General features: G+C 70.9%; 20 protein-coding genes and 4 pseudogenes. 16 read left to right on the top strand and 8 right to left on the bottom strand.

Annotated elements, in window-relative coordinates:
- Positions 1–29 precede the first annotated feature (29 nt).
- The 3 genes from ACWCXB_RS32830 to ACWCXB_RS32820 are packed head-to-tail and all read right to left on the bottom strand — an operon-like array spanning position 30 to position 3,044.
- Complete coding sequence (locus tag ACWCXB_RS32830) at positions 30–875, bottom strand: EamA family transporter (protein ID WP_450727482.1); 846 nt, start codon at positions 873–875, stop codon at positions 30–32.
- Complete coding sequence (locus tag ACWCXB_RS32825; RefSeq protein WP_450727480.1) at positions 872–1,393, bottom strand: YbaK/EbsC family protein; 522 nt, start codon at positions 1,391–1,393, stop codon at positions 872–874. The genes ACWCXB_RS32830 and ACWCXB_RS32825 overlap by 4 nt, the downstream gene beginning before the upstream one ends.
- A 22-nt stretch (positions 1,394–1,415) precedes the next feature.
- Positions 1,416–3,044, bottom strand: a complete 1,629-nt coding sequence (locus tag ACWCXB_RS32820) for a penicillin-binding transpeptidase domain-containing protein (protein WP_450727478.1) — start codon at positions 3,042–3,044, stop codon at positions 1,416–1,418.
- A 499-nt stretch (positions 3,045–3,543) separates the two neighbouring features.
- Between ACWCXB_RS32820 and ACWCXB_RS32815 the strand changes: the two are divergent.
- A pseudogene (locus tag ACWCXB_RS32815) lies at positions 3,544–3,694 on the top strand (IS481 family transposase); the annotation flags it as partial.
- Here ACWCXB_RS32815 and ACWCXB_RS32810 read toward each other — a convergent pair.
- A complete protein-coding gene (locus ACWCXB_RS32810) occupies positions 3,681–4,298 on the bottom strand; it encodes a TetR/AcrR family transcriptional regulator (RefSeq protein ID WP_450727476.1) in 618 nt (205 codons plus the stop codon). The pseudogene ACWCXB_RS32815 and the gene ACWCXB_RS32810 sit on opposite strands and share 14 nt — an antisense overlap.
- A 116-nt stretch (positions 4,299–4,414) precedes the next feature.
- Here ACWCXB_RS32810 and ACWCXB_RS32805 point away from each other — a divergent pair.
- Positions 4,415–5,211, top strand: a pseudogene (locus ACWCXB_RS32805) (acetoacetate decarboxylase family protein).
- 138 nt (positions 5,212–5,349) lie between these two features.
- Positions 5,350–5,751: a tautomerase family protein gene (locus tag ACWCXB_RS32800; protein WP_450727474.1), complete on the top strand. Its 402-nt coding sequence runs from the start codon at positions 5,350–5,352 to the stop codon at positions 5,749–5,751.
- A gap of 186 nt (positions 5,752–5,937) precedes the next feature.
- On the opposite strand, the gene ACWCXB_RS32795 is transcribed toward ACWCXB_RS32800, so the two are convergent.
- Complete coding sequence (locus ACWCXB_RS32795; RefSeq protein ID WP_450727472.1) at positions 5,938–6,564, bottom strand: TetR/AcrR family transcriptional regulator; 627 nt, start codon at positions 6,562–6,564, stop codon at positions 5,938–5,940.
- Positions 6,565–6,657: 93 nt separating this feature from the next.
- Here ACWCXB_RS32795 and ACWCXB_RS32790 point away from each other — a divergent pair, with 93 nt between their 5' ends.
- The 3 genes from ACWCXB_RS32790 to ACWCXB_RS32780 all read left to right on the top strand — a co-directional run bounded on the left by ACWCXB_RS32790 (position 6,658) and on the right by ACWCXB_RS32780 (position 9,431).
- Entirely contained in the window at positions 6,658–6,864 is a 207-nt protein-coding gene (locus tag ACWCXB_RS32790) for a hypothetical protein (protein WP_450727470.1), read from the top strand.
- A 156-nt stretch (positions 6,865–7,020) separates the two neighbouring features.
- Positions 7,021–8,631 (top strand): benzoylformate decarboxylase, encoded by a 1,611-nt coding sequence (gene mdlC / locus ACWCXB_RS32785; protein WP_450727468.1) that lies wholly within the window; start codon positions 7,021–7,023, stop codon positions 8,629–8,631.
- Between the two features lie 38 nt (positions 8,632–8,669).
- Positions 8,670–9,431: an SDR family oxidoreductase gene (locus ACWCXB_RS32780; protein WP_450727466.1), complete on the top strand. Its 762-nt coding sequence runs from the start codon at positions 8,670–8,672 to the stop codon at positions 9,429–9,431.
- Between the two features lie 112 nt (positions 9,432–9,543).
- Here ACWCXB_RS32780 and ACWCXB_RS32775 read toward each other — a convergent pair whose 3' ends face one another.
- Positions 9,544–11,265 (bottom strand): dolichyl-phosphate-mannose--protein mannosyltransferase, encoded by a 1,722-nt coding sequence (locus ACWCXB_RS32775; protein ID WP_450727464.1) that lies wholly within the window; start codon positions 11,263–11,265, stop codon positions 9,544–9,546.
- Positions 11,266–11,338: 73 nt separating this feature from the next.
- Between ACWCXB_RS32775 and rsmI the strand changes: the two genes are divergently transcribed.
- The 7 genes from rsmI (at position 11,339) to ACWCXB_RS32740 (ending at position 18,569) form a co-directional block, all read left to right on the top strand.
- On the top strand, positions 11,339–12,217 hold the full coding sequence (gene rsmI, locus ACWCXB_RS32770) for a 16S rRNA (cytidine(1402)-2'-O)-methyltransferase (RefSeq protein WP_450727534.1): 879 nt from the start codon (positions 11,339–11,341) through the stop codon (positions 12,215–12,217).
- Positions 12,218–12,346: 129 nt separating this feature from the next.
- Positions 12,347–12,823: a hypothetical protein gene (locus tag ACWCXB_RS32765; RefSeq protein WP_450727462.1), complete on the top strand. Its 477-nt coding sequence runs from the start codon at positions 12,347–12,349 to the stop codon at positions 12,821–12,823.
- Between the two features lie 42 nt (positions 12,824–12,865).
- Positions 12,866–13,741 (top strand): TatD family hydrolase, encoded by an 876-nt coding sequence (locus ACWCXB_RS32760; protein ID WP_450727460.1) that lies wholly within the window; start codon positions 12,866–12,868, stop codon positions 13,739–13,741.
- A gap of 143 nt (positions 13,742–13,884) precedes the next feature.
- Complete coding sequence (locus ACWCXB_RS32755) at positions 13,885–15,318, top strand: ubiquitin-like domain-containing protein (RefSeq protein ID WP_450727532.1); 1,434 nt, start codon at positions 13,885–13,887, stop codon at positions 15,316–15,318.
- Positions 15,319–15,440: 122 nt separating this feature from the next.
- A complete protein-coding gene (gene rsmA, locus ACWCXB_RS32750) occupies positions 15,441–16,259 on the top strand; it encodes a 16S rRNA (adenine(1518)-N(6)/adenine(1519)-N(6))-dimethyltransferase RsmA (RefSeq protein WP_450727530.1) in 819 nt (272 codons plus the stop codon).
- Entirely contained in the window at positions 16,256–17,149 is an 894-nt protein-coding gene (locus ACWCXB_RS32745; protein ID WP_450727458.1) for a 4-(cytidine 5'-diphospho)-2-C-methyl-D-erythritol kinase, read from the top strand. The genes rsmA and ACWCXB_RS32745 overlap by 4 nt, the downstream gene beginning before the upstream one ends.
- Before the next feature lie 103 nt (positions 17,150–17,252).
- Positions 17,253–18,569 (top strand): acyltransferase family protein, encoded by a 1,317-nt coding sequence (locus ACWCXB_RS32740; RefSeq protein ID WP_450727456.1) that lies wholly within the window; start codon positions 17,253–17,255, stop codon positions 18,567–18,569.
- Here ACWCXB_RS32740 and ACWCXB_RS32735 read toward each other — a convergent pair.
- Together ACWCXB_RS32735 and ACWCXB_RS32730 are read right to left on the bottom strand one after the other, a co-directional pair.
- Positions 18,547–18,663 (bottom strand): annotated as a pseudogene (locus ACWCXB_RS32735) (DUF397 domain-containing protein); the annotation flags it as partial. The gene ACWCXB_RS32740 and the pseudogene ACWCXB_RS32735 sit on opposite strands and share 23 nt — an antisense overlap.
- 14 nt (positions 18,664–18,677) lie before the next feature.
- A pseudogene (locus ACWCXB_RS32730) lies at positions 18,678–18,984 on the bottom strand (Scr1 family TA system antitoxin-like transcriptional regulator); the annotation flags it as partial.
- Positions 18,985–19,091: 107 nt separating this feature from the next.
- Here ACWCXB_RS32730 and ACWCXB_RS32725 point away from each other — a divergent pair.
- From ACWCXB_RS32725 to ACWCXB_RS32715, 3 genes are all read left to right on the top strand, one after another.
- A complete protein-coding gene (locus ACWCXB_RS32725) occupies positions 19,092–20,900 on the top strand; it encodes an ABC-F family ATP-binding cassette domain-containing protein (protein ID WP_450727454.1) in 1,809 nt (602 codons plus the stop codon).
- Between the two features lie 210 nt (positions 20,901–21,110).
- Positions 21,111–23,006 carry an outer membrane protein assembly factor BamB family protein gene (locus ACWCXB_RS32720; RefSeq protein ID WP_450727452.1) on the top strand — a complete coding sequence of 632 codons (1,896 nt, stop codon included), beginning with the start codon at positions 21,111–21,113 and terminating at the stop codon, positions 23,004–23,006.
- A gap of 16 nt (positions 23,007–23,022) precedes the next feature.
- Positions 23,023–24,645, top strand: a complete 1,623-nt coding sequence (locus tag ACWCXB_RS32715) for an outer membrane protein assembly factor BamB family protein (protein WP_450727450.1) — start codon at positions 23,023–23,025, stop codon at positions 24,643–24,645.
- The last annotated feature ends 26 nt before the right edge of the window (positions 24,646–24,671 follow it).

The following is a 24,671-nucleotide window of genomic DNA, read 5'->3' as shown; positions in this document are numbered from 1 at the left end:
GTGCCTGCCCGCGTGCGCGCCTCGCCCGGTCAGCCCGTCCGCAGCATCAGCCCGATGCCCACCACCATCAGCCCCGCCGCCGCGATGCGCGGTCCGCCGAACCGTTCCTTGAAGAAGAGGGCGCCTATGGCCGCGCCGACGATGATGCTCGATTCGCGCAGGGCGGCGATCGGGGCCAGCGGTGCGCGGGTCTGGGCCCACAGGACCAGGCCGTACGCCGTCATGGCGAGCACCGCGCCGAGCAGCCCGCGCGCCGCGTGCGGGCGCAGGGCCGGGAGCAGGGCGCCGCGGTAACGGTGGTAGGTGTAGGCCGGGACCAGGACGCCTTCCAGGAGCATCAGCCAGGCGATGTAGCTGATCGCCGAGCCGGAGGCGCGCACGCCGATGCCGTCGACGACCGTGTACGCGGCGATGGAGAGCCCCGTCGCGAGCGCGGCCAGCAGGGCGGGCCAGTGGGGGCGCGAGGCCCGGATGCCCCACAGGGCCACGCCGACCAGCCCCGACGAGGCGACCGCGACACCCGTCAACTGCCAGGCGCCCAGGGCCTCGTCGACGAGGACGGCGGCCAGGACGGTCACCACCAGCGGCGCCGTGCCACGCGCGATGGGGTACACCTGGCCGAAGTCGCCCAGGGTGAACGACCGCATCAGCAGCGCGTGGTAGCCGATGTGCAACAGCGCCGAGACGATCAGATACGGCCAGGCGGCAGCGTCGGGCAGTGGCGTGAAACAGGCGATCACCGCTCCGATCACCGCCGCGCCGCCCATGATCAGTGTGAACGCGATGAGCTTGTCGTCGATGTCGTGCGCGATCGCGTTCCAGCTCGCGTGGGTGACGGCGGCCACGAGCACCGCCACCGCGACGAGAAGGCTCACGCCGTGCGCTCGCGCACGTCCACCAGCGTGGCACCGGCGTGGGCGACCAGGGACTTCGGGTCCAGCGGGAACACCGTGTGCGGGGTGCCCGCGGCCGCCCACACCACGGCGTGCTCGAGCACGCCCCGGTCGGCCAGCACCCGGGTCCTCGTACGGTGCCCGAAGGGCGGCACACCACCGATCGCGTACCCGGTCGTCTCCCGGACCAGGTCCGCGTCCGCCCGCCTGACGGCCGACGCGTCCAGCTCGCGCCGTACGAGCTCCACGTCCACCCGCGACGCACCGTCCATCAGGACCAGCACCGGTTCCCCGTCCGCCTCGAAGATCAGCGACTTGACGATCTCGCTCACCTCGCAGCCGATGGCGGCGGCCGCCTGGGCGGCCGTGCGCGTGGCGTCGGGGAAGCGGCGTACCTCGACCTGGAGGCCCAGCTCGCGCAGGGCCTCGGAGAATCGGGGGTGGGCGTGGGTCTCAGGAGTCGTCATGGCCCGCACGCTAGTGGTAGCTGTACGGACCATGCGACCCCGTTCCGGTCGTCGCTCAGCGCGCGTTGAGCACCGCCGCGACGAGCGGTCCCGCCGCGTCGCCCCCGTGACCGCCGGAGTCGACGACCGCCGCCGCGGCGAGGTCGTCGGCGAATCCGGTGAACCAGCTGTTGGACGTGGCGTTTCCGTCGACCTCCGCCGAGCCGGTCTTCGCGCCCTTGTCGCCGCCGACCGGGGCCATCGCGTTCGCGCCGGTGCCCATCGTCGCCGTACGCCGCATCATGTTGCGCAGCTGCTGGGCGACGGAGGCGGGCAGGCTGCGAGCGGCGGTGGCGCGCTCACGGCCGTCGAGGTCGAGCGGGACGATGATGGGCTGCTTGAAGCTGCCGCTCTTGGCGGTGGCGGTGATGGACGCCATGTTGAGGGCGTTCATCTGGACGGTGCCCTGCCCGATGTACTGCGCGGCCGCCTCGCCGCCGGTCTCCTCAGGGATGCTGCCGTCCACGGACGGGATGCCGGTCTGCCATTCGAGGCCGATGCCGAAGACGTCCCGCGCCTCCTTGGGCAGCGCGGCGTCGTCCTTGGTGTCGTCGATCAGCTTGACGAACGCGGTGTTGCAGGACTGGGCGAAGCTGTCCTTGAAGGGTCGGCCGTTGAGCTTGAACTTCTTCAGGTTGTGGAAGGTCCGGCCCTGGTACATGGCGTACTCGGGGCACTCGGCCGTCCGGTCGGCCGCCACGAGACCCTTCTCCAGCAGCAGCGCCGCGGTCACGATCTTCATCGTGGAGCCGGGCGCCTGCTTGCCCAGGAAGGCGGCGTTCCAGTAGCCCTTGCGATTGTTGGCGACGGCCCGCACCTCGCCGGTGCTCGGCTTGATCGCGACGACCGACGACTCGCCGTACCGCTTCACCGCCTTCTCGGCGGCCGCCTGGACGCCCGCGTCCAACGTGGTCTGCAGCTTGCCCGGCTCGCCCTTGGCGAGCGTGAGCAGGGTCCGCGAGGGCACGTCGGCGCCCGCGCCCGCGATGGCCAGCTCGATCCCCGGCTTGCCGCCCGACTTGTCGCCGTACCGCTTGCGCAGCTCGTCCAGGATGGGCCCGAGCGAGGGGTACTTCTCCTTCGTCAGCTCCTTCCCGCTGCGGTCGACGGCCTTGATGGGCGGCGCGGAAGCGGGACCCGTGCTCAGCGTCTCGCCCTTGCGCAGCTCGGGGTGGACGACCGCCGGCTGCCAGTCGACGAGCGGCTTGCCGGTGGTCAGCCCGCGTACGACGGTGAGTTCGGAGCTGTACGTCAGGGGCTTGCTCTGCCCCTCGTACGAGACCACGGCGCTGACCGTGAACGGCACCTTCGCACCGACCGCCTGGCCCGGCGTCAGCTTCACCTCGCCGATGTGTGCTTCGGTCCCGTACGAGGCGAGCACGGGCTCCGCATCGGCCGCGTTGTTGGTCAGATCCGCTGCCGCCTGGGACTCGCCCCCCGCCCACGCCGTGAGGAAGTCCTTCGCGGTCGCCCGGATCTCCTCGGCGCTCGGCGGCCCGGTCCTCTTGGGCGCGGACAGCGACGTGGGGTCCGTTCCGCTGCCGCCCTCCCCGCTGGTCAGTACGTGGTACGCGCCGTAGGTCGCACCCCCGGCGAAGACGATGAATACGCCGCCGATGACGGCGACCTTTGCTCCACTGCGCATTGCTGCGGCCCCCTCCCCAGGAGTCCCCTTGGACTTGAACGCGTTCAAGGAGCTGACTCCAGGCACTTTACGGGCTTCGAGTGACAGGGGTGACGGTCGTTATAGGACTGTGCCGTCGACCGGGTACAGCAGGCGGCATGAACAGCACCCGGATCAACGAGACGTGGACGGCCGACGCCTCACCCTGCCGCATCTGGTACACGTCGTACGGATCCAACACGCGCCTGGACCGCCTGGCGTGCTACATCGAGGGCGGGCACCCGCCGGGAGCCTCCAGGGCCCACCCGGGCTGCCGGGACCGCCGTACGCCAACGGCCTCCGTCGCCCTGGAGCTGCGGGGCGCCGTGTACTTCGCCACACAGTCGCCGCTCTGGCTCGGCGGCAGGGCGTTCTACGACCCGCATGCACAGGGCCGGGTCCTCGCCCGCGCGTATCTGGTGACCGTCGGGCGACCAGGATCCGGTGCACCCTCGAGGCGGGCAGTCCGAGGATCGGCCCGATGCGGGCCGGACCGAGCTTGCGAGCCTGTCGCAGCTCGCAGGAGAGGCGGCGTCGTCTTATCGAGCGCCCGCACGAGGACCATTGCCCACGTCGCAGCCGAGATGGGGATCTCCCGGGCGTGCGCATCGAAGTGGGTCAACCGATGCCGGCCCCCGCTTCTCGGTGAGGGAGCAGCGGGGGACTGTTGGTGACGAGTTGGACAAGGTGTTCGGCGAGGCCGGTGTCGAGGGGGGAGCCGGTCATGAGTCGTCGGTAGAGGATGGTGCCGGCCCATATGTCCTGGACGAGGTCGGTGTCGAGGTCGTCGGGCAGGTCGCCGCGTTGGATTCCGCGGTGCAGCGCGGCGGCGATGTTCTCGCGCTTGCGGTGAAGAAATGCCTCCCGGAACCGGGTCATGAGTTCGGGGTGGGGGAGGAGGCCGCCGGCGAGTGCGGGCAGCGAGGTGGCCATGTCCTCGTTGGCGTAGTTGTCGATGGTCATGTCGACGGCGTGACGCAGTTCGGCGTGGGTGTCGCCCAGATCGGGGATCTCCTCGGCGCGGAAGATCTCGGCGAGCGCGTCGGCAACGAGTGCCTCCTTGCTGGGCCACCAGCGGTAGATGGTCGACTTGCCGACCCCCGCGGCCGCTGCGACGGCTTCGATGGTCAGCGCCGCGTATCCCTGTCCTGACAGGACATCCCGTGCCGCGTCAAGGATCTTTGAAGCAGAACGCGGCCCACCGGCCACCGAACCTGAGGAGAAGACGAGTGCCATGACTAGAACGATACGGATCGTTTCACTCGTGGGTCAAGGCGTGCTACTGTCGCGTTGCTGCGATTGAAACGCTACGTATCGTTTCGCTCTGGTCTCTTTCCGAAGGAGTTCGTGTCATGAAGGGTTACACCGTCCCTCTGTCTCCCCGCGGCATCGCGAACCTGGCGCCCGCTCCGCCGTGGCACTACGCCGGCACCGTGGTGGGTGTGGAGTTCTTCACCGACCCGGCCGCTGCCACGGCGACGCTGCCAGAGGGCCTGACGCCCGACCCGGACTCCGCCGGCCGCGGCGTCGCGATGTTCATCGACTGGCAGTACTCCTCCACCGGGCTGGAGTACCTGGACCCCGCACGCTCGCAGTACCGGGAGTTCTTGATCACCCTGGACGCCCACTACAACGGCACCCCGGTGGCCTGGTGCCCCTACATCTACGTCGACAACGACTCGCCATGGCCCGTGGCTGGATCCAGGGCTTCCCCAAGAAGCTCGGCGCCGTCCACCAGACCCGCGCCTACTCCGTCGGCGGCCCCGGCACCCCGGTCCTCGGCGAGGGCGGACAGTTCGCCGCCACCGCCTCCGCCGCCGGACAGCGCATCGCCGAAGCCAAGATCACCCTGGAACAGCCGGTTCCTGACCCCACCGCGCTGATGAACCGACCCGTGGTCAACCTTCGCCACTTCCCGCGCCTGGCTGCCGGACAACACGACAGGCCCGCCGTCCACGAACTGGTCATGTCCGTCCTGGACGACACCGCCATCAGTGACGCCTGGGTCGGCACCGCCGACCTCGCCTTCCTCCCTGCCCGCGGCGAAGAACTCGCCGACCTGCCCATCCAGCGCACCGGCAAGGGATTCCACTTCGACCTCGCCTACACCGTCACCGACCTCAAGACCCTCACCGGCCCCAGCAACTAACCACCCCACACACCACGAGGGCCCGCCACCAGCCCTCACCCCGCGGGGTTCCTCCTCCACCACGAACCATCCCCAACGCAGCCGTGCCCCCGATGCCTTGGGGGGCACGCCCACAGCTCTCACGTCTCAGGAGTCGACGTGCCCATCTACACCTGCACCACCGCCCAGGGAACGCTGCGGGCCGGCGCCAAGGGCGACCTGGCCGCCGAGATCACCCGGATCCACGCGGAGATCAATCACGTTCCGCCCGCCTACGTCAACGTGGTCTTCTCCGAGCTGCCCCAGGACAGCGTCTACGTCGGTGGAGAACCCGGGGCGCCGCTCCTGATCAGCGGCTGGGCGCGCCGCGGCCACCCGCAGGAGGAGACGACCCGCTTGGCACTCGAGCTATCGGCGGCCGCTTCCCGCATTGCTGGGATACCCGAGCACCGTGTCCTGGTGGTGATCCAGGACAGTCCCGCGCGTTCCGCTGTCGAAGCCGGCCAGGTCCTGCCCGACCCGGGTCAGGAGAAGGAATGGCTGAGGCAGCACGAGGCGTAAAGCGCTGCCGATCGCCGGTGACGGCATGGGCGGCGGGCTCTTCGCCGACCTGTGCAAGCCCGGAGAGCACCACGACGCAGGGGCGACCACCCTGTTCGACCAGCTGGAGGCCTGGTCGATGGCCATGAAGACGCTGCGCAGCGGAAGCCGGCCCGTGAGGTTTCCGGCCCGAAGGCGCGGCCTCGGTCAAGGACGGCCTTGGTCAATTGTCTTGGGCGGGGCACTGGCTCCAGCAGCCGCCCACCAAGCGGGAGCGCATGCCACGGCGGCGTCGACCAGGTTGTCCTTGGTGATGGACGGATCACTGAGCCAGGCCTTGATCGCTCCGGCGAAGCCGTGGCCGAGGAACTGGGCGATCACCTGATGGTCGGCGTCGGGGATGCCGGCGCCGGTGGCGCGGGCGAGGAAGGTGAGGGCGTAGTCGTTGAAGTGGCGGACCAGCGCGTCATAGACGCCGCGGTCCGCCGGGTCGTCGAGGGCGTGCCGGTAGACGCCCGCGAACCGGTCGACGTGGTCGGCCACCTCCGCAACGGCCAGCCGCAGCAGTTCCTGGCCCGGGTACCCCTCGGCGCGACGCCGGTCCTCCAGCCGGTGGCCGGTCTCCAGGTCTGCGTAGAGCGCCTCGACGAGTGGATCGAGGGGGGTGCTGTAGCGGTTGTAGAAGGTCGCCCGGGTGACCCCGGCGCGCCCGGCCAGCTCGGCGACGGTGATCCGGGAGACGGGTCGCTGCGAGGCGAGCTCCACGGCGGCCCGCTGCAGGGCGGTGATCGTCCGTGTAACGCGGGGATCGGTCCTCTCGCTCGCAGTACTCACAGAGCTGCCCTCCAGTCCATACCGCCCGGTTGCGGCCGCCCGCGACCAGTGCTCTTATACACATGTCAAATAGTTTGTATGACGGGAGTCGATATGTCCTCCCACGCTGCGCTCTCACCCCAGGAAGCCGCCGACCGGCCGGCCATCCGCGAGCTGATCGACGCCTACGCGCACTGCGGGGACCGTGGGGACGCCAAGGGTCAGATGGCCCGTCAGTTCGTCAAGCAGGGCGGCGACTGGTTCTTCGCCGAGCGCCGACTGCTCGTCGACTGGACCGAGACCCGCCCCTGCGCCCCCTGAGTACCTGGGAGGCGGACCTGTCGTGACCGCCGAGCCGACGTTCTGGGGGCGGCTGCGGCGTCAGCTGAGGAAGGCGCCCGGGCCTTCACGGAGCAGCCCCCACGGGCAGTGCCGGTGACCCGGCGCCCAGTTCCAGCACGAAAGTCGGTAGTAACCATGACTGAGGAATCCACCGTCCGTAGCGTGACCTACGACCTGCTGCGGACCCTGAAACTCACCACGGTCTTCGGTAATCCTGGCTCCACCGAACAGCCCTTCCTGCAGGAATTCCCCGAGGACTTCACCTACGTCCTGGCGCTGCAGGAGGCGTCCGTCATCGCGATGGCCGACACGTTTGCCCAAGTGACCGGCCGCCCCGCACTGGTCAACGTGCACTCCTCGGCGGGGCTGGGCAACGCGGTGGGCAACCTGGTGGCGGCCTACCACGGAAGCACGCCTCTGATCATCACCTCGGGACAGCAGCATCGGGACCTGTTGATCGGGGAGCCGTATCTCGGCAACCGCGAGGCCATCACACTGCCGAAGCCGTGGGTGAAGTGGTCCTATGAGCCGGCCCGCGCCGAAGACGTCCCGGAAGCCTTCATGCGGGCCTACGCGGAGGCGTTGCAGCCGCCGACGGGGCCGGTCTACCTGTCGATTCCCATGGGCGACTGGAAGGAGCCCCTGTCCGGTTTCGCCCGGGTGCGGACGGTGAGCGACCGCGTCGCCCCGGACACGGAGCGGCTGCGCGGATTCGCCGATCGCATCTCCGCCAGCCGTCGTCCCGCACTGGTCTTCGGGCCGGAGGTGGACCGCGCCGGCGGCTGGGACGGGGCCGTCGCCCTGGCGGAGAAGCTGCGCGCGGCCGTCTACGGCGCCCCACTGCTGGACCGCGCCTCCTTCCCGGAGGACCACCCCCTCTTCGGCGGCCCGCTCGGCATGTCGGTGAAGACCATCAGCGACCGGCTGACCGGGCACGACCTGGTGGTCGTGATCGGCGCGGAGGTGTTCCGGTACTACCCCTACGTGCCCGGCGACTACCTTCCCGACGGCACGGAGCTCCTGCAGATCACCGGCAATCCCGGGGTTGCCGCGGCGGCGCGTATGGGCGACAGCCTCCTGGGCGATCCCGCGATGGCGATCGAGCTGCTCCTGGACATGGTCGCTGAGGGATCGACGCGAACCCCTCCGGAGCCGATGGCGCGGTCCCGCGAGCTGCCGCAGGTGCCGAACAGTCCGCTCACCCCGCCGGAGGTCTATGCCACCCTGAGCAAGGTTCGGCCACCCGACGCGGTCATCGTCAACGAATCGACGTCCACGATGGCCCAGCAGGTCGAGTGGCTTCCCACGGTCAGGACCGGATCGTTCTTCGCCACGGCCAGCGGCGGGATCGGCTGGGGTACCCCGGCTGCGGTGGGCGTCGCGCTCGGCGACCGGGACAGGGGCGTCGAACGTCCGGTCGTCGGCCTGATCGGCGACGGCTCCTTCCAGTACTCCGTGCAGGCCATCTGGACGGCGGCCCAGCACAACCTCCCGATCGTGTACGTGGTCATGCACAACCACGAGTACTCCATCCTCAAGTCGTTCGCGGTGCTGGAGGAGACTCCCGGCGTTCCGGGACTCGACCTGCCAGGGCTCGACATCGCCTCCGTGGCCCATGGCTTCGGATGCCGCGCGGTCGACGTAGAGACCACTCAGGACCTGGAGCGGGAGTTCAAGGCGGCCCTGGCCGCCGGCACCACCACTGTCATCGTGGTGCCCACGCAACCCCAGAAGGCGATGTTGTAGGCCTTGCGGCCCGCAGGAACGGAGAGGGGACAGCAGTCATGGACCTCGGCCTGAAGGACCCGGTCTACATCGTCACCGGTGGCACCCGCGGGCTGGGCAGGGCCGCCGCGCGCGAGCTGGTGGCGGACGGTGCGAGGGTGGTCGTCAGCGGCCGCAGCGAGGAGTCGGTGGCTGCGGCCGAGGAGGAACTCGGCGGCGCGGGGCGGGTAGTCGGTGTCGTGGCCGACAACGCCGACACCGGGACTCCGGCCCGGCTGATCGCTGCGGCCCGCGATGCCTTCAAGCGGCTGGACGGGGTGCTCATCAGCGTCGGCGGACCGCCGACAGGTACGTCGGACACCATCGACGACGACCAGTGGCGCGCCGCCTTCGAGTCGGTCTTCCTCGGTGCGGTGCGGCTGTCCCGCGCCGTCGCGGCGGAGCTGGGCGAGGGAAGTGTCATCGGCTTCGTCCTTTCCACCTCCGTGTACGAGCCGATTCCTGACCTTGCGATCTCCAATGCCTTGCGGCCGGGCCTGGCCGGCTACGCGAAGAATCTCGCGAACGAGCTGGGCCCAAGGGGCATCCGTGTCGTCGGCCTCGTGCCCGCCCACATCGAAACCGACCGGGTACGCGAACTCTACGAACGGGGTGGAGACGCCGACGCCGCCCGCGAGAGTGCGACCGCCGACGTCCCCCTGCGCCGCTACGGAACGCCGGACGAGTTCGGCCGGAGCGCCGCCTTCCTGCTGTCGCCCGCCGCGTCGTATCTGACAGGAGTGATGCTGTCGATCGACGGGGGCGTGCGCAGAGGCTTCTAGTGCCTTGTCTCCTCGATCACGAAGCCCTGTCGGCAGGAGAAGAGCCCTGCAACGACCAACAACGCCTGTGAGGGCGCGGCCGGCCGCCGCGCACTCAGAGGCGTTCGTGCAGCTACACCCAGGTGTCCAGCCACATCCTGTTGCGCCAGTCGTCCAGCGGGATCGCCTGCCCCGTGTAGATCGGCCAGAAGTAGATGAAGTTCCAGATGATCAGCAGCACCAGCACCCCGGCAGCCACGGCGCCGATCGTCCTGCGCCGTTCGTCCGACCCGGGCGGGCCCACGATCGCGCCGATCATCATCGCGACCGCGAGACACAGGAACGGCACGAAGACGACGGCGTAGAAGAGGAAGATCGTGCGTTCCTGGTAGAAGAACCACGGCACCCACCCCGCCGCAACGCCGCAGGCGATCGCGCCGGCCCGCCAGTCGCGGCGGAAGAGCCAGCGCCACAGGACGTACGCGAGGGCGAAGCACGCGGCCCACCACAGCAGCGGGGTGCCGATCGCCAGGACCTCGCGGGCGCACTTGCCCGCCGTCGTCACGGGGCAGCCGTCCCGGCCGGCGGCCGGGTCCTCGTAGAAGTAGGAGACGGGGCGGCCCAGGACGATCCAGCTCCACGGGTTGGACTGGTACGTGTGGCCCGAGGTGAGGTTGACGTGGAAGTTGTAGACCTCGGTCTCGTAGTGCCAGAGGCTGCGCAGCCAGTCGGGCAGCCAGGACCAGGTCCCGCCCGGCGACTCCTTCTCGGCCCAGTCCCGGAAGTACCCCTTGTCGGTGACGATCCAGCCCGTCCAGGAGACGACGTACGTGACGATCGCCACCGGCACGGTCGAGACGAACGCCGGGACGAGGTCGCGCCGCAGGACCGCCGTGTACGGATGCACCGCGCCCGCCGTGCGCCGGGTACCGACGTCCCACAGCACCGTCATCAGGCCGAAGGCGGCCAGGATGTAGAGGCCGTTCCACTTGGTCGCGAAGGCCAGGCCCAGCATCAGCCCGGCCGCGATCCGCCACGGCCGCAGGCCCAGCCGCAGGTTCTCGGCGACCTCCGTGTCGGGCCGCAGCACGCCCTCCTCGTCCACCGGCAGTGCGGCGGCCAGCCGTCCGCGTGACCGGTCGCGGTCGACGAGCAGGCAGCCGAAGGCCGCGAGCACGAAGAACATCAGCACCTGGTCGAGCAGCGCCGTGCGGCTCATCACGAAGTGCAGCCCGTCCACGGCGAGCAGCGCGCCCGCCAGACAGCCCAGGAATGTCGAGCGGAACAGCCGCCGCCCGATCCGGCAGAGCATGAGCACGGACAGCGTGCCGAGCACGGCCACCATGAAGCGCCAGCCGAAGGGCGTGAAGCCGAAGAGCTGCTCGCCGAGCCCGATGACCCATTTCCCGACCGGGGGGTGGACGACATAGCCGGGGTCCGCGGGCACGGGGACCGCGTCCGGATTCGCCAGGATCGACTTGTCGACATCCTTCGGCCAGGAGCCCTCGTAGCCCTGGTTGATCAGCGCCCAGGCGTCCTTCGCGTAGTACGTCTCGTCGAATATCACCGCCTTGGGGCTGCCCAGATGCCAGAACCGCAGCACCCCGGCCACCAGCGCCACCAGCAGCGGCCCGCCCCACGCCACCGCCCGCTCGGCCGTGCGGTGCGCCGACGGCGGCACGCCGAGCAGCGACCACAGCCGGGCGGACGGCCGCGTGTAAGGAGGCACGAGCCGGTCGCGCAGCCCGATCCCGGGCCGCGGCGCATGGCCGAATCTGCGCAGGCGCTGCTGCCAGGAGAGTGGCTGTTCCACGGTGTCCGTCCCGTGCAGGGCCTGGGGGGCAGTACTGGTCACCGCGCCATCGTAGGGAACGCGTCTGTGCGATTGGTGTGTCCCGCCCTGCGAGGATGGCTCTGTGACTGGATCGGTGACTGGAACGCTCGTACTCGCAGGGACGCCCATCGGCGATGTGGCGGACGCGCCGCCGCGGCTGGCGGCGGAGCTGGAGACCGCAGATGTGGTCGCCGCGGAGGACACCCGGCGGCTGCGCCGGCTCACCCAGGCGCTCGGCGTGCAGACCCGCGGCCGGGTCGTGTCCTACTTCGAGGGCAACGAGTCCGCCCGTACGCCCGAACTGGTCGAGGCGCTGGAGGGCGGGGCCCGGGTGCTGCTCGTGACCGACGCCGGGATGCCGTCCGTCTCCGACCCCGGCTACCGGCTGGTCGCCGCGGCCGTCGAGAAGGACATCAAGGTCACGGCCGTGCCGGGCCCCTCCGCCGTGCTCACCGCGCTCGCACTGTCCGGACTCCCCGTCGACCGCTTCTGCTTCGAGGGCTTCCTGCCCCGCAAGGCGGGCGAGCGGCTCGGCCGGCTGCGCGAGGTCGCCGACGAGCGCCGCACCCTTGTCTACTTCGAGGCCCCGCACCGCCTCGACGACACCCTGGCCGCCATGGCCGAGGTCTTCGGCGCCGACCGCAGGGCAGCCGTCTGCCGCGAGCTGACCAAGACGTACGAGGAAGTGAAGCGCGGCGGCCTCGGCGAGCTGGCGGCGTGGGCGGCCGAGGGCGTACGCGGCGAGATCACGGTCGTCGTGGAGGGTGCCCCGGCAGCCGGGCCCGCCGAGCTGGACGCGGACGAGCTGGTGCGCCGGGTGCGCGTGCGCGAGGAGGCGGGGGAGCGACGCAAGGAGGCGATCGCCGCCGTCGCCGCGGAGGCGGGGCTACCCAAACGCGAGGTGTTCGATGCCGTGGTGGCGGCAAAGAACGCGGATCGAAACGTTCCGGCCAACGGTAAAGGGCTAACCTGAAAGGCAAAGCACAGACCGTGTGGCGAGCCTTTCGGGCATGGGAAGGCCCAAGTCCCTTCCATTAATCGACAGGCGCTGATGCGCTCCCGCCGGAAAAGGCGTCCACTGGATCAGTGGAGAGGAGCTCACATGAGCGAGATCGCAGGTATTCGCGTCGCCCACGAGGCCTATGCCTTCGCCTGCATGCGATGCGGATACGGCTGGGAGCAGGCGTACGAGATAGAGCACCACACGGACGCCGCCGGACACGACTTCATCATCTACAAGGCGGACGGAATACACGTTCCGTCGCCGCTGTCCCGGCCGACGTGCCTGAACTGCGGCGAGCACAAGGTGCGGATCATGAGGGCCGGCCAGGTCTCCTCGGTGCGTAACAGGCTCGACGCGCATTACCACTACCCGGTCGCACCTGGCATCGCCGGACCCGTCCCGGCGACTCACTCACCCGCCAAGAAGGCACCGGCTGCGACGGAAGCGCCGGCTGCGACGGAAGAAGCAGCCGGATCCGCGGCGGCGAAGCCCGCGGACGCCCCCGACGACGCCTCCGCGCCGGCACGCCGCAGGCGTCTGTCCGACCTGTTCCGCTCCTCCCACCACAAGCGGTAGCCGTACGGAAGCGACACGGCCGGGGCTCGTAGGATCGCGTTCATGAGCCCCAAGTCCAACGACGCCCCTCCACCGCTGCCGGCACCGCTGAGTGTGCCGGTCGCCGATTCGCACACCCACCTGGACATGCAGAGCGGCACCGTCGAGGAGGGCCTGGCGAAGGCCGCCTCGGTCGGTGTGACGACCGTCGTCCAGGTGGGCTGCGACATCAAGGGCTCCCGCTGGGCCGCGGAGACGGCCGCCGCGCACGAGAACGTGCACGCCGCCGTGGCACTGCACCCGAACGAGGCGCCCCGCATCGTGCACGGGGACCCCGACGGCTGGTCGCGGCAGGGGGCCAGGGAGGCGGGCGGCGACGCCGCCCTCGACGACGCGCTCGCCGAGATCGACCGGCTCGCCGGGCTCGAGCAGGTCAGGGCCGTCGGCGAGACCGGTCTCGACTTCTTCCGTACGGGCCCCGAAGGTGTCGCGGCCCAGGAGGCGTCTTTCCGCGCCCATATCGAGATCGCCAAACGCCACGGAAAGGCCCTCGTCATTCACGACCGGGACGCGCACGCCGATGTGCTGCGCATTCTGGCGGAGGAAGGGGCCCCCGAGCGGACCGTGTTCCACTGCTATTCAGGGGACGCCGATATGGCCCCTATCTGCGCGAACGCCGGGTACTACATGTCGTTCGCCGGCAATGTCACCTTCAAGAACGCCCAGCCGCTGCGCGACGCGCTCGCCGTCGCACCGCTGGAACTCGTCCTGGTGGAGACCGACGCACCCTTTCTGACGCCCGCGCCGTACCGCGGACGGCCCAACGCGCCGTATCTCATTCCGGTCACGGTCCGGGCGATGGCCGCGGTGCGCGGGATCGACGAGGACGCGATGGCGGGGGCGATCGCGGCGAACACTGCACGGGCGTTCGGTTATTGATCGTTAACGGCGAGAAGGGCCACGACACCGCGTAGTCGCGTCGCTTTGGAGAGTGACCACTGCTCGGCTAGGGTCCCGGCCTCGTGAGCACTTCACAGGGCAGTCACCGTGCCGCACGCGGCGGGCGCCGCGCCGCCTCGCTCATGGAGCCTGCGCCGCCGCCCGTGCCGCCGGCTCCGGTGGCGGTCCCGGGTCCGGTCGTGGTCCCGGCTGCGGTGGCGGTCCCGGGTCCGGTCGTGGTCCCGGCTGCGGTGGCCGTCCCGGGTCCGGTCGTGGTTCCGGCTCCGGTCGCCGTACCGGCTCCGGTCCTGGTCCCGGCTGCGGTCGTGGTCCCGGGTCCGGCCGTGTCGCCGTACGAGCCGACCGTCCCGGCGCTGGTCCACGGCGACGCGGACACCGCCACCTCCGTCGGCCCTGTCGCCCCCTGCGGCCGCGCCGAAACCCGCCGCGCCGCCCGCCGTCGCAGAACGGGCCAGGGCGGACCCCCCGAAGCCCTGCGCCGCATCGTCCCGCAGGCCGTCGTCGTCGCCTTCCTCGCCGGCGGCACCACCGCCTTCGTCGCCGCCGACAAGGCCGTCCGGCTCAGCGTCGACGGCGTACCCCGCAGCCTGCACACCTTCGCCGACGATGTGCACGAGCTGCTCGCCGACGAGGGCGTGACCGTAGGCGCGCACGACATCGTCGCCCCGGCCCCCGGAGCCCCCCTCTCCAGCGGCGACGAGGTCGTCGTCCGCTACGGGCGCCCCGTCACCCTCACCCTCGACGGCCGCCGCCGCCAGGTGTGGACCACCGCCCGCACCGTCGACGACGCGCTGCGCCGGCTCGGGGTACGGGCCGACGGCGCGTCCCTGTCCGCGTCCCGCTCCCTGCCGATCTCCCGCAGGGGCCTCGCGCTCGACGTACTCACCGAGCGGACCGTCACCGTCATGGCCGACGGCCGTGAGCGCACCATCCGTACGAACGCGGCGACCGTGCGCGAAGCGGTCGAGCAGACCGGGGTCACCCTGCGCGGCCAGGACACCACGTCCGTGCCGCCCGGCAGCTTCCCGCGTGACGGCCAGACCGTCACCGTCATGCGGATCACCGCCACCCAGCAGGTCCGCGAGGAGCCCATCCCGTACGAGACCGTCAGGATCCAGGACCCGGCCCTGCACTCCGGCACCGAGGACGTCGAGCGGCAGGGACGGCACGGCGCCCGACGCGTGACGTACTCCCTCCGCACGGTCAACGGCGTCCGGCAGAAGCCGAAGAAGATCTCCGAAGAGGTCCTACGGGAGCCGGTCGCCCAGCGGATCAAGGTCGGCACCAAGCCGCTGCCGGACTCGGTCGAGGGCACCGACGGCCTCAACTGGAAGGCCCTCGCCCGGTGCGAGTCGGGCGGGCGCCCCCATGCCGTCGACCCGTCGGGGACCTACGGCGGGCTGTACCAGTTCGACGGCGCCACCTGGCGCGCACTGGGCGGCAAGGGCCGCCCGCAGGACGCGACCGCCGCCGAGCAGACGTACCGAGCGAAGAAGCTCTACGTGCAAAGGGGGGCGAGTCCGTGGCCGCACTGCGGCCGTAGGCTGTACCGGTGAGCACCAGCACCGATCCCGACGGCTCGTCCGGCCCCGACGGGCCCACGGGTCCGACCGGCCCCACCGGTCCCTCCAGCCTCTCCAGCCCCTCCGGCCCCGATGCCCTCCTCGGCCCCGCCGACATCCGTGAACTGGCCGCAGCGCTCGGGGTGCGTCCCACCAAGCAGCGGGGCCAGAACTTCGTCATCGACGCCAACACGGTCCGCCGGATCGTCCGCACCGCAGAGGTGCGCCCCGACGACGTCGTGGTGGAGGTCGGACCAGGGCTCGGCTCGCTCACCCTCGCCCTGCTCGAAGCCGCGGACCGCGTGACGGCCGTCGAGATCGACGACGTCCTGGCCGCCGCGCTGCCGAACACGATCGCCGCACGGATGCCCGAGCGGAAGGACCGCTTCGCGCTCGTGCACTCCGACGCCATGCACATCCAGGAGCTGCCGGGTCCTGCGCCGACCGCGCTCGTCGCGAACCTGCCGTACAACGTGGCCGTGCCCGTGCTGCTGCACATGCTGGAGCGCTTCCCCACCATCGAGCGCACGCTCGTCATGGTCCAGTCGGAGGTCGCCGACCGGCTCGCCGCCCGGCCCGGCAACAAGGTCTACGGCGTCCCGTCCGTGAAGGCCAACTGGTACGCGGAGGTCAAGCGGGCCGGCGCGATCGGCCGCAATGTCTTCTGGCCCGCGCCCAACGTCGACTCCGGGCTCGTGTCCCTGGTCCGGCGGACCGAGCCGCTGAGGACGACCGCCTCCAGGGCCGAGGTCTTCGCCGTCGTCGACGCGGCCTTCGCCCAGCGCCGCAAGACCCTGCGCGCCGCCCTCGCCGGCTGGGCGGGCTCCCCCGCGGCGGCGGAGGCCGCGCTGGTCGCGGCCGGCGTCTCGCCGCAGGCGCGGGGCGAATCCCTGACGGTGGAAGAGTTCGCGCGCATCGCGGAGGCCAAGAAGTGAGCGTCACGGCACGAGTGCCCGCCAAGGTCAACGTCCAGCTGGCGGTGGGCGCCGCGCGGGAGGACGGCTACCACGACCTGGCCAACGTCTTCCTCGCCGTCGGCCTGTACGACGAGGTCACGGTGAGCCCGGCCGACGAGCTGACGATCACCTGCTCCGGCCCCGACGCGGACCAGGTGCCCCTGGACCGTACGAACCTCGCCGCGCGCGCCGCCGAACTGCTCGCCGCCCGTCACGGCATCGACCCGGCCGTCCACATCCACATCGCCAAGGACATCCCGGTCGCGGGCGGCATGGCCGGCGGCAGCGCCGACGGCGCGGGCGCGCTGCTGGCGTGCGACGCGCTGTGGTCCACCGGGGCGTCGAAGGCCGAGCTCCTCGATATCTGCGCCGAGCTCGGCAGCGATGTGCCGTTCAGCCTGGTCGGCGGCGCGGCGCTGGGCACGGGCCGGGGCGAGCGGCTCACGGAACTGCCCGTCGGGGGCGCCTTCCACTGGGTGTTCGCGGTCGCCGACGGCGGGCTGTCCACCCCTGCCGTGTACCGGGAGTTCGACCGCCTGAACGCCGGCGTGGACGTCCCCGCCCCGGTGGCCGCCCCGATGCTCCTCGACGCCCTGCGCACGGGCGACGCGGCCGCGCTCGCGGGCGCGCTCGTGAACGACCTGCAGCCGGCGGCGCTGTCGCTGCGGCCGTCCCTCGCGGACACCCTCCGCGCCGGCACCGATGCCGGCGCCCTCGCGAGCCTCGTCTCGGGGTCCGGCCCGACGACGGCCTTCCTCGCGAAGGACGCGGACGCGGCGGGAACGATCGCCGAGGCCTTGCTGGCCTCGGGCACCTGCCGCACGGCGCGGGTGGCCCAGGCCCCGGCCCCGGGCGCGACGCTCGTGTAGCCGGGGGCCGTGGCCGCACCGGCCGGTCACGGCCGCGTACTCACGCGGGAATTGAGTACGCGAGCGCTGACGCTCGCACCGCCGCACGCGCCACCGTGTCCGTATGCCAACACGCGTACGTGAGCTCGCCGAAGCCACCCCGGACACCCGGGACCGTTACGTCGATCTGCTGCGGGTCGCCTCGCTCGGGACCGTCGTCCTCGGCCACTGGCTGATGGCGGCCGTCACCGCCGACGGCGTCGGCAATCTGCTCGCCGTCGTGCCGGAGCTCCAACTCCTCACCTGGGCCCTGCAGATCATGCCGGTGTTCTTCTTCGTCGGCGGCTTCTCGCACGCGCTCTCCTACCGCTCGCTGCGCCGCAAGCAGCCGGACGGATCCGTGTACGCGGCGTTCCTGCGGGCCCGGCTGCGCCGGCTGCTGCGTCCCACCATGGTCTTCGTCCTGGTCTGGGGAGCGGCTGCGCTGATCATCCAGTTGCTCGGCGGGGGCGGCGGACTGACCGGGGTCACGCTGCGGCTGGTGACCCAGCCGCTCTGGTTCATCGGCATCTATCTGGCGATGGTCGCCTTCACCCCGGCGCTGCTGAGGTTGCACGAGCGGTACGGCTGGGGCGCGTTCGGGGCGCTCGCGGGCGGGGCGGCCGCGGTGGACGTGCTCCGGTTCGCGCTCGGCGTCCCCTTCGTGGAGTTCCTGAACTTCGCGTTCGTCTGGCTGGCCGTCCACCAGCTCGGCTTCCTGCGTGCCGACGGCCGGCTGCGGCTGCCGTCCGTGCTCGCGGCGACCGGTCTGGCCGGGGCCGCCGCGCTCGTCGCCTTCGGCCCGTATCCGCTTTCGATGGTCGGGATGCCGGGGGAGCGGGTCTCGAACATGGCCCCGCCCACCCTCGCCCTCCTCTGCCACGGCCTGTGGCTGGTCGGCGCGGTCGAGCTGCTCCGCGGGCCCGGGGCCCGGCTGGTCGCGCGGCCCCGGGTGTGGCGGACGGTCGTCGCGGCGAACGGCATCGCCATGACCGCCTTCCTGTGGCACCTCACCGCGATGCTCGGCGTCTACGGCGCCGTCCTCACCCTCGGCCTCCCGCTCCCCGAACCGGCCTCGGCGGCCTGGTGGGCCCAGACTCCGTTCCGCATCGCCGCGGCGGCGGTGCTCACCACGCTGCTGGTCGCCGCGTTCCGCTCCTTCGAGCGCCCTTCGCCGACGCCCGCGGGCCCCGGCTCGGGCCCGCTCGCCGCGCTCGGCATCACCCTGTGCCTGCTCGGCGTGCTCGGCCTGTCGATGGTCGGCTTCGGCGGGCTGCTGGAGGGCCACTCGGCGACGCTGATCGCGTTCCCCGTCACCGCCCCGGCCGCCGTCGCGATGTCGCTGGCGGGCTGGCTGCTGGTGGAGCGCTCGGGCGGGCTCAGGCCGCGTGGTCGCCGTTGACGAACGGGGAGATGAACGCCGACCAGGCGGCGGCAGGAAGGGCGAGCTGGGGGCCGTCGGGGACCTTGGAGTCGCGGACGTGGACGGTGTCGGTTGAACCAGGCGAGTTCGGTGGTGCTCCGCCTCGGCGACGATGAAGCCGAACGGAACGTTCGGCCGCTCGCCCAGCAGCCGTTGACGCTCCATCCGTGCGGCGATCCGGCTCTCCACCTGCTCGTCCGACAGCGGGGGCACCTCGTTCTCGTACAGGGCCCGCAGGTACGCCTCCGACTGCAACAACCCCGGCACCATCCGGCACTCGTACGTACACAGACTCACCGCCGTCCTCTACCGCCGCGCCCCCCGTATCCCCCAGCGCCGCCTCCGCCGGCTCCACGAACTCCCTGTCCGGCATCCGCCGTCCGAGCTCGATCGAGGCCTGTCCACCCTCCGGGGCGGTACGGTCGCGCAGCGTACGCGCCCCCTTCGCCCGGCCGCGACGATTACGCTGGGAGGTCGATCGATCCCCGCGTCAGGAGAGAAATGGCAGTCAACCTCGTCAATGTCGAGGCAGTCAGCAAGGTGTACGGCACCCGTGCCCTGCTCGACGGAGTCTCCCTCGGCGTGTCCGAGGGAGACCGCATCGGTGTCGTGGGGCGCAACGGAGACGGCAAGACGACCCTCATCCGGATGCTCGCCAGGCTGGAGGAGCCCGACACCGGCCGGGTCACGCACAGCGGCGGGCTGCGTCTCGGGGTGCTCACGCAGCACGATTCGCTCGACCCGTCCGCCACCATCCGGCACGAGGTCATCGGCGACCTCGCCGACCACGAGTGGGCCGGAAACGCCAAGATCCGTGACGTCCTCACCGGGCTCTTCGACGGTCTCGACCTCTCCGGATTCCCGCAGGGCCTGGACACCGTCATCGCGCCGCTCTCCGGTGGCGAGCGGCGCCGTATCGCCCTCGCCAAGCTGCTCATCGGTGAGCCGGACCTGATCGTCCTCGACGAGCCGACCAACCACCTCGACGTCGAGGGCATCGCCTGGCTCGCCCGCCACCTGCGGGAGCGCCGCTCGGCGCTCGTCTGCGTCACGCACGACCGCTGGTTCCTCGACCAGGTCTGCACGCGCATGTGGGACGTCCAGCGCGGCACGGTGTACGAGTACGAGGGCGGGTACTCCGACTACGTCTTCGCGCGCGCCGAGCGCGAGCGCATCGCCGCCACCGAGGAGGTCAAGCGGCAGAACCTGGTCCGCAAGGAGCTGGCCTGGCTGCGGCGCGGCGCCCCCGCCCGTACGTCGAAGCCGCGCTTCCGCGTCGAGGCCGCCAATGAGCTGATCAAGGACGTGCCGCCGCCGCGCGACACCTCCGAGCTGATGAAGTTCGCCTCGTCGCGGCTCGGCAAGACGGTCTTCGACCTGGAGAACGTGACCGTCCAGGCCGGGCCGAAGGTGCTGCTCAAGCATCTGACCTGGCAGCTCGGCCCCGGCGACCGGTTCGGCCTGGTGGGGGTGAACGGCGCCGGCAAGACCTCGCTGCTGCGGGCGATGGCCGAGGCGGCCCGCAGTGACGGCGAGAAGCAGCCCAGCGCCGGGCGGATCGTCACCGGCAGGACCGTGAAGCTCGCCTATCTCTCCCAGGAGGTCGCCGAACTCGACCCGAACCTGCGGGTGCTGGAGGCCGTCCAGCAGGTCCGCGACCGCGTCGACCTCGGCAAGGGCCGGGAGATGACGGCTGGTCAGCTGTGTGAGCAGTTCGGCTTCTCCAAGGAGAAGCAGTGGACTCCGGTCGGCGATCTGTCCGGTGGTGAGCGCCGCCGGCTCCAGCTGCTGCGGCTGCTGATGGACGAGCCGAACGTCCTCTTCCTCGACGAGCCCACCAACGACCTCGACATCGAGACCCTCAACCAGCTGGAGGACGTCCTCGACGGCTGGCCCGGCTCGATGGTCGTCATCTCCCACGACCGGTTCTTCGTCGAGCGGACCACCGACCGGGTGTACGCGCTGCTCGGCGACGCCGCGCTGCGGATGCTGCCGCGCGGTATCGACGAGTACCTGGAGCGGCGCGCGAGGATGATCGAGGCCGCGGCCCCGGCACCGGCTGCCGCGCCGGCGAAGTCCGGAGCTCCGGAGAAGTCCGCCGCGGACGTGCGCGCCGCGAAGAAGGAACTCCAGAAGATCGAGCGGCAACTGGACAAGATCTCCGAGAAGGAGACCAAGCTGCACTCGCAAATCGCCGAAAACGCCACCGACTTCGAGAAGGTGGCGAAGCTCGACGCGGAACTGCGTGAACTGGCAGGGGAGCGCGAGGAGTTGGAGCTGCGCTGGCTCGAACTCGCCGAGGACGCGTAACGGCGGCATCACGGGCCGGTCCGCCCTTGGGTACAGGGGCGGGCCGGCCCGTACTTTCCGGCCAACCGGGTGATAAAAAGAAGCCCCGCTCGACTGACGTGACGCTGCGCCATCCATGTCCGATTCGCTCCTTTCCGTAAGGCAACTGCCGGACGGAATCGCGGGGGAGGCCGGTCGGGCCGTGGACCGCACGAAGGGGGAAGTGCTGCCATGACTCAGCCGCCCAGCCAGCAACCGCCGCAGGGAGGCTTCGGGTCTCCGCAGGACCCTCCCCCAGGCTCTTCGAGCTGGGGGGACCCCCAGCAGCAGGTCCCCCAGCAGCCCCAACAGCCCGTGCAGCAGCCTCAACAGCCCGCGCCGCCGCCCCAGATGCCGCCGGTCCCACCGCAGGCGCCGCCGCAGGCCACCGCGCCGGGGGTCCCGCCCCAGGCCGGTCAGCCGCAGCCCGGTTACGGCTATCCCCAGACTCCTCAGCCCGGTTACGGCTACCCGCAGCAGGCGCCCGGCCAGCCCGGCTCGTACAACCAGCCGGGTCCGTACGGCCAGCAGCCCGGACCGTACAACCAGCAGCCGGGCCCCTACGGTCAGCCCCAGGGCGGCTACGGCTACCCCACCCAGCCGCAGTACCCCGGTGTTCCCACCCCGCCGCCCGGTGGCGGCAGCGGCAACCCCTTCAAGGGCAAGCCCGGTGTCATCATCGGTGCGGCCGTGGCGGCGCTCCTCGTGATCGGCACCGGCACCTGGTTCGCGCTGAGCGGCGATGACGACGACAACAAGCCCACCGCCAAGCAGACCGCGCTCCCGCAGCCGAACGGCTCGGAGTCCGTCGACCAGGGCGACGGCACGGGCGGTGGCCGCGACGGCGTGGACGACCTCAACGCCGGGCGCAAGCCGGGCGAGGCGAAGGTCCTGTGGCTGGCGAAGAACGATGTCGACCTGCCGCGCGACGGTGCGGACGTGTCCGGTCCGTGGGTCGTCGGCGACACCGTCGTCAAGGGCATGTACAAGGAGCTCACGGGCTACTCGGCCACCACCGGCCAGAAGAAGTGGAGCCTCCCCTTCCCCGCCGAGCTGTGCGCGGCCAGCACGCAGCCGACGGCCAACGGCAAGCTCGTCGTCGCGTACAAGGACGGGACGAGCGACAAGGCCAACTGCACCCAGCTCCAGCAGGTCGACGTCACCACCGGCAAGGCCGGCTGGAAGCAGTCCATCCAGAAGAAGGGCACCTGGGACCTGCTCTCCGACATCAGCCTCACCATCAGCGGCAACACCGTGACCGCCGCGCGCCTCGGCAACTCGGACGCGTTCCGGGTCAGCGACGGCAAGGCGCTGTTCGGCAAGCTCCCGGGCAACTGCCAGCCGGAGGCCTTCGCCGGCGGCCCCAAGCTGATCGCCTCCGAGACCTGCCCCAGGGTCAACGGCAAGGCGCAGAACCAGGTCCAGGAGCTCGATTCGGCGACCGGCAAGGCGCTGTGGACGTACAAGCTCCCGGCCAACTGGGAGGTCGACAAGGTCTACTCGGTCTCCCCGCTCGTGCTTTCGCTGGAGGAGCCGGACCAGAAGAAGTGGAGCGTCATCGCGCTCAACCCGAACGGCACCCTGCGCTCCCAGATCGACGGAGGCACGGACAAGTACCAGCCGCGCTGCGGCGGCGGGTTCATCATTTTCGGCGCCCATCTGGAGGGCTGCGTCGGTGTCGCCGCCGATGCCAACACCTTCTACATGGCGACCGATCCCGCCGCCTCCGGCAAGTCCCGCTCCAACGCGGTCGTCGCTTTCGACCTCAACACGGGCAAGCGGAAGTGGCGTGCCGAAGCCCCGGCCGACCGCACGCTGGTGCCGCTGCGCATGGAGGGTTCCGACGTCCTCCTGTACATGGAGGGCACCTTCCTGGAGGGCGGCGCGGTGGCGACCCTGGCGCCGACGGGCGGTAAGCCGAAGGTGATCCTGCAGCACCCGAAGTCCACCGCCGAGATCGAGAGCGACTTCTACTCGCCGAAGATGATCTACCAGGACGGGCGGTTCTACATCGCCAGCAGCCGGGTGAGCGCGTCCAACGACGCGGAGGAGAAGGAGACCAAGACGATGATGGCGTTCGGGAAGTGACGGTCACGGCACCGCGATGACCCAGCCCACTCACTCTTCACCCCCTTCGGAGCAGCCCGGTCCGTACGGGCCGCCCCAGGCGGGGCCGTACGGCCGACTGAACCCGTACGGAGGCGACGACCGGGTTCCTCCTGCCGGTCAGGGGGGCGTACCGCCCGGTCGCCGGTTCACCGGACGGCCCGCGGCGCTGATCGCCGCGGGCCTGGCCGCGCTGCTGGCGATCGGCGGCGGCACCTGGTTCGCACTGTCCGGGGACGGCAAGGACAGCGGCGGCGGCAACAAGCCGACGGCCGGGGCGAGTCCCGGCGGCCCCTCCGCTTCGACGGACGGCGGCAAGCGGGGGAAGGCCGGCCTGCCCGGTGCGTCCGCCCCGGACACCGCCAAGGCCACCCGCCTCAACGCCGAGCGCAAACCCGGCGACGCCAAGGTCCTCTGGCTCCGCAAGAACGACGTCGATCTGCCCAGCACGGGCGGCGACGTGTTCGGTCCCTGGCTGGTCGGGGACACCGTCGTCACCGCCATGCACCGCTCGGTCACGGCCCATTCGGTGGTCGACGGCACCCTGAAGTGGAGCCTGCCGCTGGGCACCGGCATCTGCCGGGCCCCGCAGAACCCGTCGGCCGACGACAAGATCGTCCTCGCGGTGCAGGAGCGCCCGGGGGCGAAGGCGGACGAGTGCCGGCAGCTCCGGATGATCGACCTGCGCACGGGCAAGCAGGGCTGGCGGCAGGAGATCAAGAAGGACGGCAACTTCGACTTCGACTGGGACTACTCGATCACTCTCACCGGAAACACCGTCACCGCGGGCCGCTACGGGCACTCGAGCGCGTACCGGCTCAGCGACGGCAAGCCGCTGTGGGGCAAGTGGGACGGTGGCGAGGACGTCTGCCAGCCGCACGAGTACGCCAACGAAGGCTCCACGCTCGTCGCCTCCGTCATGTGCCCGGTCGACGACGCCGACAACCCGCAGGAGGAGGTCCACGGAATCGATCCGGCAACCGGTGCCTCCCGGTGGAAGTACCGTCTCCCGCGCGGCTACGTCGTCGAGCACGTGTACTCCGTCGATCCGCTGGTCGTCTACGCCCTCGACCGGGCGAAGGACCGGCAGGGCATCCTCGTACTCAACGACGACGGAACCAAGCGGTCCTCGCTCCGGGGCGATGACCAGTACGCGAACTGGTGCAGCGAAGACGTCGCCGACAAGGGCAATCTGCAGACCTGTCAGGTCGTCGCGGACGACAACACGCTCTACATGGCCACCGCCGGGCCGGACGGCCTGGACAAGCCCAACAGCATCGTCGCCTTCGACCTGGACACGGGCGTCGAGGTGCGGCGCATCAAGGCCCCCGGCGGACACATGATCATGCCGCTGCGGATGGAGGGGCGCGAGCTGCTCGTCAGGGTCCTGCCCACCATCGGCAGCGACGAGCCCGGGGCGCTGGCCTCCGTCGCACCCGGGGCGACCGACCTCCGTGTGCTGCTTCAGCTCCCCGCGTCGACCGCCAAGACCGAGCGGATGCTCATGGCGACCAGGGGCGTGTACGCCGACGGGCGCTATTTCCTCGTCGCCGACACCGTCGTCGCCTCGAACGACACCGAGGAGAAGGAGAGGGAGACGATGATGGCCATCGGCGAGTGACCCCGTCCCCAGGGACGACCCGGACC

It is taken from the genome of Streptomyces sp. NPDC001514 (assembly GCF_053597075.1).
This window is presented reverse-complemented; position numbering and strand designations above follow the sequence as displayed.